Source organism: Rhizobium sp. Root483D2 (genome assembly GCF_001426685.1).
In the GTDB taxonomy this organism is placed as follows: Bacteria; Pseudomonadota; Alphaproteobacteria; order Rhizobiales; family Rhizobiaceae; genus Pararhizobium; species Pararhizobium qamdonense.
The window spans coordinates 96,666-104,324 of record NZ_LMFB01000003.1; the positions used below are offsets into that span (position 1 = coordinate 96,666).

The 7,659-nt window shown below is 56.9% G+C and carries 6 protein-coding genes and 1 pseudogene; all 7 read left to right on the forward strand.

Annotation, left to right across the window (positions count from 1 at the left end; all coding sequences use genetic code 11):
* Positions 1-229, forward strand: a pseudogene (locus ASD32_RS30545) (hydrolase); the annotation flags it as partial.
* A gap of 169 nt (positions 230-398) precedes the next feature.
* On the forward strand, positions 399-1,073 hold the full coding sequence (locus ASD32_RS02615; RefSeq protein ID WP_162252630.1) for a YoaK family protein: 675 nt from the start codon (positions 399-401) through the stop codon (positions 1,071-1,073).
* A 67-nt stretch (positions 1,074-1,140) separates the two neighbouring features.
* Complete coding sequence (locus tag ASD32_RS02620) at positions 1,141-2,307, forward strand: low temperature requirement protein A (protein ID WP_060636350.1); 1,167 nt, start codon at positions 1,141-1,143, stop codon at positions 2,305-2,307.
* Positions 2,288-3,580 carry a patatin-like phospholipase family protein gene (locus ASD32_RS02625; RefSeq protein WP_060636351.1) on the forward strand — a complete coding sequence of 431 codons (1,293 nt, stop codon included), beginning with the start codon at positions 2,288-2,290 and terminating at the stop codon, positions 3,578-3,580. The genes ASD32_RS02620 and ASD32_RS02625 overlap by 20 nt, the downstream gene beginning before the upstream one ends.
* Positions 3,581-3,805: 225 nt before the next feature.
* Complete coding sequence (locus ASD32_RS02630; RefSeq protein ID WP_060636352.1) at positions 3,806-4,666, forward strand: AraC family transcriptional regulator; 861 nt, start codon at positions 3,806-3,808, stop codon at positions 4,664-4,666.
* Positions 4,667-4,922: 256 nt separating this feature from the next.
* Positions 4,923-6,287 (forward strand): FAD-dependent oxidoreductase, encoded by a 1,365-nt coding sequence (locus ASD32_RS02635; RefSeq protein WP_060636353.1) that lies wholly within the window; start codon positions 4,923-4,925, stop codon positions 6,285-6,287.
* A gap of 181 nt (positions 6,288-6,468) precedes the next feature.
* Positions 6,469-6,981 carry a GNAT family N-acetyltransferase gene (locus tag ASD32_RS02640; RefSeq protein ID WP_060636354.1) on the forward strand — a complete coding sequence of 171 codons (513 nt, stop codon included), beginning with the start codon at positions 6,469-6,471 and terminating at the stop codon, positions 6,979-6,981.
* Positions 6,982-7,659: the final 678 nt, after the last annotated feature.

Consider the following 7,659-nt stretch of genomic DNA (forward strand, 5'->3'; position numbering starts at 1 on the left):
AATGGATCGCATGGTGCAGGCTGGCGTGATCCCGGTGACCTGGCAGCAGGTTCTGCTCGAATGGCAGCGCGACTGGGCGCACAAGGAAACCTACAATGCCGTGATGGCAGTCGTGAAAGAACATTCCGGTGCCTACGGCATCGGTGTCGACTACGCGTACACGATGATCCATGGCGCCGAAGAGCGCGTCAAGCACGGCAAGCGTATCGGGCCCAACCCAGCCAAGTAAATAAGCGCTGGGTTCCCCTGTCCGTCGCTCCGACAGACAGGGGAACCCTTTTCGTTCGAGTTCGATGGCGCTTGCATCAGATGGTGTCGGCGGACCGCCTCAACGACGCTCTATCACCGAAAAGTCGGGGCAGGGCTCAGTGCTCAACCAAAAGGGGCATATGATAACGATGCTGTACATACTTCGTGGAAAAAGCAATTCACTGGCACTGGCATTCATTTCCGGATTCGCTGATGCCCTCTTTTTCATTCACCTGGGCGGTCTTTTCGTCGGCCTGGTCACCGGCAACGTCGTCCTTCTCGGGCTGGGCCTCGCGGGCCATGAGAAAGGGGGGTTGCGCGGCTTGCAGATCATGAGCTTCCCGCTATTCATGTTCGGCGCCGGCCTCGCGGCTGGCCTTGTAGCCTGGATCAAGCCTCTGAAGCGCGCGACGGTTACTGCTCTTACCCTCGCTGCAACCGCGTTCGCAACCTCGGCTATTCTTGCAATATTCAATGAAGATGCCGTATCTGTCAGTGCTCTCCTCGCCGTCACAGCGATGGGTCTCTTGACCGCGATAGAGCGTCTCGACCCGAGGCTTGGCCCACCCTTTTCGCTGATGACAGGTAACATCGCTGGCCTCGCTGTCGCCGGTGCCCGTCGCATGATCGGCTACGCTGAAAAGCCTGACGAACGGAAGCAGTCGGTGACATCAATTGTCCTGGTGCTCGGATTTGTGACGGGGTGTGCGGCGGGCGCAGTCGCGCAAGCGACAGTGGGCGTGGTCGGAATGCTTCTTCCTGCTGCGTTGCTGATCCTCGTCGCCTCCTTCTATTCGCCTCAGGACGCGAAGCAGCCAAGTTGAACCACGGCTTGAATTTCACTTGTGGAGCGCGCTCGACCTTACCTCCTAATCTGAAGGCAGACCTGCGTTGTTTGGAATAGCGTATTTCAAGTTATTGCCGCGCGATCGGGACGAGATCAATCGCAACTCGACTTCCCTCGAGCTGATGTTTGATCTCGCCACCGTCGTGGCAGTGGCATCAGCCGCCCATGGACTGGCGCAGGATATTGAAGCCGGTGAAATCGGGATGGGCATTATCCGGTTTGCCTGCAGTTTTTTTATGGCCTGGCTGGCGTGGGCGAACTACACGTGGTTCGCCTCGGGCTATGACAATCAGTCCGCTGCGTTCCGAACCGCGACAATGGTCATCATGTTCGGATCGTTGACACTTGCCGGAGGGATCCGAAGCGGCTTGGGCGATGAGCCACATTGGCTTATTCTGATTGGATTCAGCGTCATGCGACTGGGCATGGTCGTGCTTTGGCTGGGCGCAGCAAACGGGGATCGTCGCTCTCGGCCGACTGCGCTACGCTATGCGGCCGGGATCGTCGCGATGCAGGTTTACTGGAACACCCTCATCGTCGCCATCTCTCCTATGGAGCCGATTTATTATGCGCTTTTTGCGCTTGGCGCTGCAGGCGAACTATTTCTGCCGGTGCTGGCTGAGCGCAGGACGGCCAGCAACTGGCACCACGGTCACATTATTGATCGACACAACGCGTTCAATATCATCGTTCTTGGTGAGTGTTTCGCAGCCATTGCTCTTATCATATCGATCCCGGCGACGCCGGAGTTGTGGCATTTCTGGCGGGCGGCCCTTGCATCTATCGTCGCATTCTCGATGTGGGGGCTTTACTTCGACCGGAATGAGCGACTGGGCGACCGCAAGCTCAGTCACGTATTGAGCTGGGCATACGGGCACTGTGTGCTGTTTGCCGCTGGAGCGGCAACGGCGGCCGGACTTGTCGTTTTTCTTGCTGCACCTCAACGGGGAGCAGCTTCAGAAAACCATCTGGCGCTCGCTTTTTGCATTCCAGTTGCCCTGTACCTGACCACACTCTGGTTGGTGCGTGACCGGGTGCCTACACATGGTTCCAGATATTCGCACCTGCTGGTGGCGGCCGCATTTATCCTTGCAAGCAGCGCATTCCAGGCCAATGCGCTGGAATTAACGGCCCTGTTGCTGGCGGTCACTCTTCTGGCACATCGCAGGCACCATTCGGAAAGAAAGTATCATGGCGATGCACGCGAATGACACTGGAGAACAAGGCATGAGTATTCGTCACAAGCCTGTCGGCGGGTCCCGATTACCTCGCGTGCAAACCGTAATTCCACTCATCGTTGCGGCCGGGATCCTGTCGTCTTGCATCGCCGCTCCTGGAAGGGTTCCGATTCCGGCAGACAGGGTTTCGGACGTCCAGATTGAGCAAGGTGAGCTCACCCGCTTCTGGGGAGACGAGGTCACGCCTGCCTTGCATTCGATCATCGGACAACAGTACAAGCAGACACGCGAGGCTGTCAGATCAGGGCGTCGCCCTCCCACCGCTGCCCGTAATGTCGACTTTCTTGCTATTTCGGGTGGAGGGGCCGACGGTGCGTTTGCAGCTGGTTACCTGACCGGATGGAGCGAAAAGGGCGATCGACCGCAGTTCGAGGTCGTTACGGGCGTGAGCACAGGTGCTTTGGCTGCCCCGTTTGCTTTCCTTGGGCCAGATTATGACAAAGAATTGCAGGAAGTTTTCACGCACTATGGCGACCGCGATATTTACAGAAATCTCGGCCTACTCGGAGTGATTGGTCGCGCACTCTACGACAATGAGCCCTTGCGGGAACTAATAGGCCGTTATCTTACACACGAAATGGTGGGTGCAATCGCGGCTGAGTACCACACCGGCAGGCGTCTGCTGATCCAAACCACGAACATTGATGCGCAGCGTCCTGTTGTCTGGGACGTTTCTGCGATCGCCGCCGGTACGCGAACAGATCGTCGAGAACGCATAATCGAAATCCTGTTGGCATCAGCGGCGATCCCTGCAGTATTCCCACCGGTTCGCATCGACGTCATGCTGGACGGTCGGGCCGGGCAGGAACTGCACGTCGACGGCGGAACGGTCGCGCAGATATTCTTCGCCCCGCCCAATCTGGGACTGTCCGCATACGAGAAGCAGTATTTTGGCCAAGCCCGCAACCAAAGACTTTACCTCATACGTAACGGACGATTGACACCCGAATATGCCACGACCGGGGAGACCTCGCTCGGGATCGCCCGCCGCTCGATCGAGACATTGATCAAGTATCAGACAATTTCAGACTTGACGCGCCTGCAGCTTCAGACGACGGCCGCCAATGGCCAGCTCTATTTTGCATCAATTCGGGATCAGTTCGTGCTGAAGCCGAAGTCCGAATTTGATCAGCGTTACATGCAACAGCTTTTTGCCTTCGGTCACGAAGAGGGGCGTACCGGGCGATGGCGTAAGCAGCCTCCGCTTACACCCGTGCAAGCTGGCGAGCAGCGCAATCGCATTTGATGGACATTTTAGCATCCAGGCCGGCTGCAGCACTGGTGGTGGCAGGACCTGGCCTCATCCTTTGGTTTCGAAAGATGGATCGACCATTGACGGTCATCGAGCTCAACGGTCTGCGCCTCCCTTTGCATTGGTGGGACGGGCAACGGTCGGCAGCTCTTTATACGCGCCGGGCGGGTTCCAGTCCCCGCGCGCATGTTTTGCGGCTGAACGCTAACGGAACATATTATGCCAAACCCCAAGTTGCTTTCATCACCAAAGGCCATCTTTCAGCATGGGGCCTCCTCGGAAATCGTACACGCAAGGGAGAATTCCGGCGCTGACGATATCAAGGTTTATCGGGCGCGATATCGGAGCGACGCTCATGCAAAAGGAATTTCTGACGAGCATTTGCTCGTCCTGAACGTCGGCTTTGCATCACCTGCAAACTGTCAAATCGGTAGAACCGAGCTGAACCACCGATGTGAGGCGGGAAACGTCACTCTGATCCCGGCGTATATGGAATGGTCAGCGACGATTGCCGAGGGTCCTGAGGTGCTGCTTGTATCTATTCCAACGGCCCTTGCCGCAACGGCAGCTGCCAGAAACTGCCTAGCCGGCGCGCAAGTTCAGCCTTCTCTCCGTGGCCAAGACAGGCTCCTTTTGTCCATCGTCAGTGAAGTTGCCTTGGAACGAGGGCTAAGGTCAGCTGGGGAATGGCAAGATATTGTCGATGAATTGGTCGATCACGTGGTCCAGACCTGTACGCCTCGTTACGATTTCCCGGGGCGAGGCATGCTGCCCTCGGCATCACTGGCGCGAATGAACGCCCACCTGATTAGCCATCTTTCTCAACCACTATGCGTCGATGAGTTAGCTGACGCGCTGAATGTGAGCAGGTCACACTTTCCCCGATTGTTTCGCCGCACTACCGGGATCAGCCCTCTTCAATACATCATTCGAGTTCGACTGTGGCGGGCACGTGAGATGATCTGTAAGGGCATGCCGATCGCAGAGGCCTCGGTCGAGGCGGGCTTTTCGCACCAGAGCCACCTGACCAACTGGATGAAGCGGCTGCGTGGCGTGACGCCTGGACGTCTCAATCTCTAGCGCATGCACAAAGCCTCAAGGGCGTGATCCTCGCCCGCTTTCGCTTCCGGGCACAGAGGTAGAACGCGCATCAGTAACAATCTTCAGCATACCTGTTTCTGTGCAGCGAGGCGTTGGCGGCTGCGTGAGAAACGCAGAAATCTGCAAGCCGTCAAGCTCATGGACCTCTAGAACGTCTAGGAAGCCAGAGACCCTCCCCGACTGCGTGCGGCAGTCGCTGGACATGTGTCACCCACAAATATTTGCGGAGAATGTTATGTACACTCGTGAAGCACTGTTGCGAGCTTTTGATCCCGACCTGGCAGAGTCAATTCTGACCGATCGCGCACCGTCGGTCGCCAGTCTTAGGCTTGGTGAGGCGGTTTACAACGGGATGCTCTGTCCAACCGGCCTGGCGTTGGTGGATTGTCACGATGAGGCGGCGGTGCGACGGGCAGTACGTTTCGCTGCGGATGAAAGCCTGCCAGTCGCTGTATTGAACGGCGGCCATGACCCTTGGGGTCGTGGGCTGCGGGATGACCATCTTGTGCTCAATGTGCGGCCCATTCGCCATGTTAGCATCGATGCAGAGAACCGGCGGGCGACGATCGGGGGAGGTGCGCTTGCGGAAGACGTACTTGCGGTGCTGCCGAACGAGTTCGCGATTGCCACCGGGACAGTGACATCTGTGGGTATGGTAGGTCTAACATCCGGCGGCGGCTACGGCATGCTCACCAGCAGGGTTGGTCTTGCGTCTGATTCTCTGCTGGCGGCTCGCGTCGTCCTGGCCGACGGGTCGGTGGCCATTGCCGACGAACGCCACGATAGCGACTTGCTCTGGGCGCTGCGGGGCGGGGGCACCGGCTTCGGTGTGGTCACCGAGATGACGATAGCACTTCATGCGCTGCCCAATCTGCTTGCGGCCTTGGTTGTAGTGCCATTGGACGCTGCAGAACAGGCGATGCTGCTTGCGCAGACGCTTATTGATGAGAACCCTGTCGAGCTCGGCCTTTTCATGGGTCTTATGATGACCCCCGGGGGTCCGGCACTCGTCCAGTCACCTTTATGGAGTGGTGGTCGCGAGCAGGGAGAAAGCATTGTCGATCAGCTTGCAGCGGTGCCCGGTGCACAGTGTATCCAACGGCGTTGGACATCTTTCAGGAACAGCTTCGATCCTGGGCTCGAAAAGGCGTGGCCAAAAGGGCACCATTACCACTTCCTATCACGCAACATTACCCGTTTGGACGAAGCGGCGATCAAGTGTCTGATCGCGAGCGTGCACCGGATTATTTCGCCAACACAAGCCATTGTGTTGCATGATTTTCATGGCACGGCCGCCCGGGTCGGCGCCGCAGAGACTGCTTTCGCGTTGCGCAATGATCACTACGTTGTGGAGGCAATCGCCGGCTGGGACCCGAATAGTGGCGCGGACGTGTTGGCGCTTCGAAACTGGGTCGACTCTACAATTCTTGATCTGGAGTCCGTATCGTTACCTGGCGGCTACAGCAACCTGCTCGGACCTGAGGAAAGCGACCGGGTTCGAGACTTTTACGGCGCTTCAGGTACTCGGCTGCGCATTGTGAAAAACCGCGTTGATCCCCATGACATGTTCAGGTCAGCCATCGGTCGTTTGGATGTTTGATCGCACTCCTCGCGACACGCGCTTCGCCTGATGGGAAGAATGCTGATCAGCGGAGTCATCCCGCAAACCACCCCTCCGTACCGTCCGGCACGTTGGCTCCTTTGCGCCGGGCAGCGCTACGCGGGGATCTACCCTTCACCCCATTCCGCGAGGCGGATCGAACACAAATTGAGATTATGCCATGACCTTTTCTATACACCACGCGCTCACCGGCAAGTACCTTGATCAGGCACGCGAGCTTATGCTTTCATATGTCAAAACAGGTGTTGTTGATCTTACTTCACAAAGCATCGAAGCAGAGATTGCCGGGCTACCCGCCGATTATGCTCCGCCTACCGGTACGCTGTTCATTGCAACAGATGACTTAGGTGAAGCGACCGGATGTATTGCATTGCACAAATTCGGACTACAGGGGGATGCTGAAATCAAACGCCTGTTTGTCAAGGCGGAATACCGTGGACGTGGCATTGGAATGGCGCTGCTCAACTCAGCAATCGATGCGGCAAGAGAGATGGGGTACCGACGCGTCGTGCTCGATACTTTACCCACAATGACTTCCGCCATCACAATCTATAAATCCCTCGGCTTCGGGGAGATAGCTCCCTATTGGAATAACGTATTGCCCGTGTTGTATTTCGGTAAGGACCTCGATGCTGGTGTCGCACCCCAAGCCGACGGGTTTTCAGCCCAGTAGGCGTTTTGGTTTGATGACCCGACATCGAAGGAGACGGTTTGACGATGATCGGATGAGGCTTGGCCGAATTGACGCAACGGCCTTCACCGGGGCTCAAGCCACGACGTCCAGAACGACGAGACCAAGGCTCTCTCGGAGGAATGCGTGAACCTGCAGATACTCAAGCAATTGTTTCATCTGGGGCAACGCATTCGTGCGTAATATTACAATTCCTTTTTGCTCTGGTTTTTTTTAGGTTGTTCACAGACAGGGAGATCAGGATCAAGGAGGGGCCAGATCATGACAGAGGAGCAAGGTAACTACGCGATAGCATTTCGATAGACCGAACATCCGACTTCATAACACTTCCTCCACGGTTTAACGCAGGCTAGGCGGCGTTAAGCGGGATGCCAGCCCAAGAGAACGCGGTACCTGTTATTTCACTGTCGACATGGAAACAGCGTGGCTGGTTCCGATCGTAACGAACACACACTATCCCAGCGATCCTTCGAATTGCTGAACCGATACGAGCCGTCTCGAAAGCGATTGAGGCGAGACTTGTACCACTGGTGGCTTAAGGCCGTGTAACGACGCCAGGTAATTTCACCAACTACCTTCCAGGAACGACTGCCTCATCTGGCAGGCGCCCGCCGAAGGTATGCCGTCCCCAAGCGCCGCCCAGCGGCAAATGATCCAAAG

Bases quoted from the DNA above. Each gene is read 5' to 3' on its own strand.
- ASD32_RS02615 (WP_162252630.1), top strand. From the start codon at position 399: ATGCTGTACATACTTCGTGGAAAAAGCAATTCACTGGCACTGGCATTC.
- ASD32_RS02625 (WP_060636351.1), top strand. From the start codon at position 2,288: ATGGCGATGCACGCGAATGACACTGGAGAACAAGGCATGAGTATTCGT.
- ASD32_RS02630 (WP_060636352.1), top strand. From the start codon at position 3,806: ATGCCAAACCCCAAGTTGCTTTCATCACCAAAGGCCATCTTTCAGCAT.
- ASD32_RS02635 (WP_060636353.1), top strand. From the start codon at position 4,923: ATGTACACTCGTGAAGCACTGTTGCGAGCTTTTGATCCCGACCTGGCA.
- ASD32_RS02640 (WP_060636354.1), top strand. From the start codon at position 6,469: ATGACCTTTTCTATACACCACGCGCTCACCGGCAAGTACCTTGATCAG.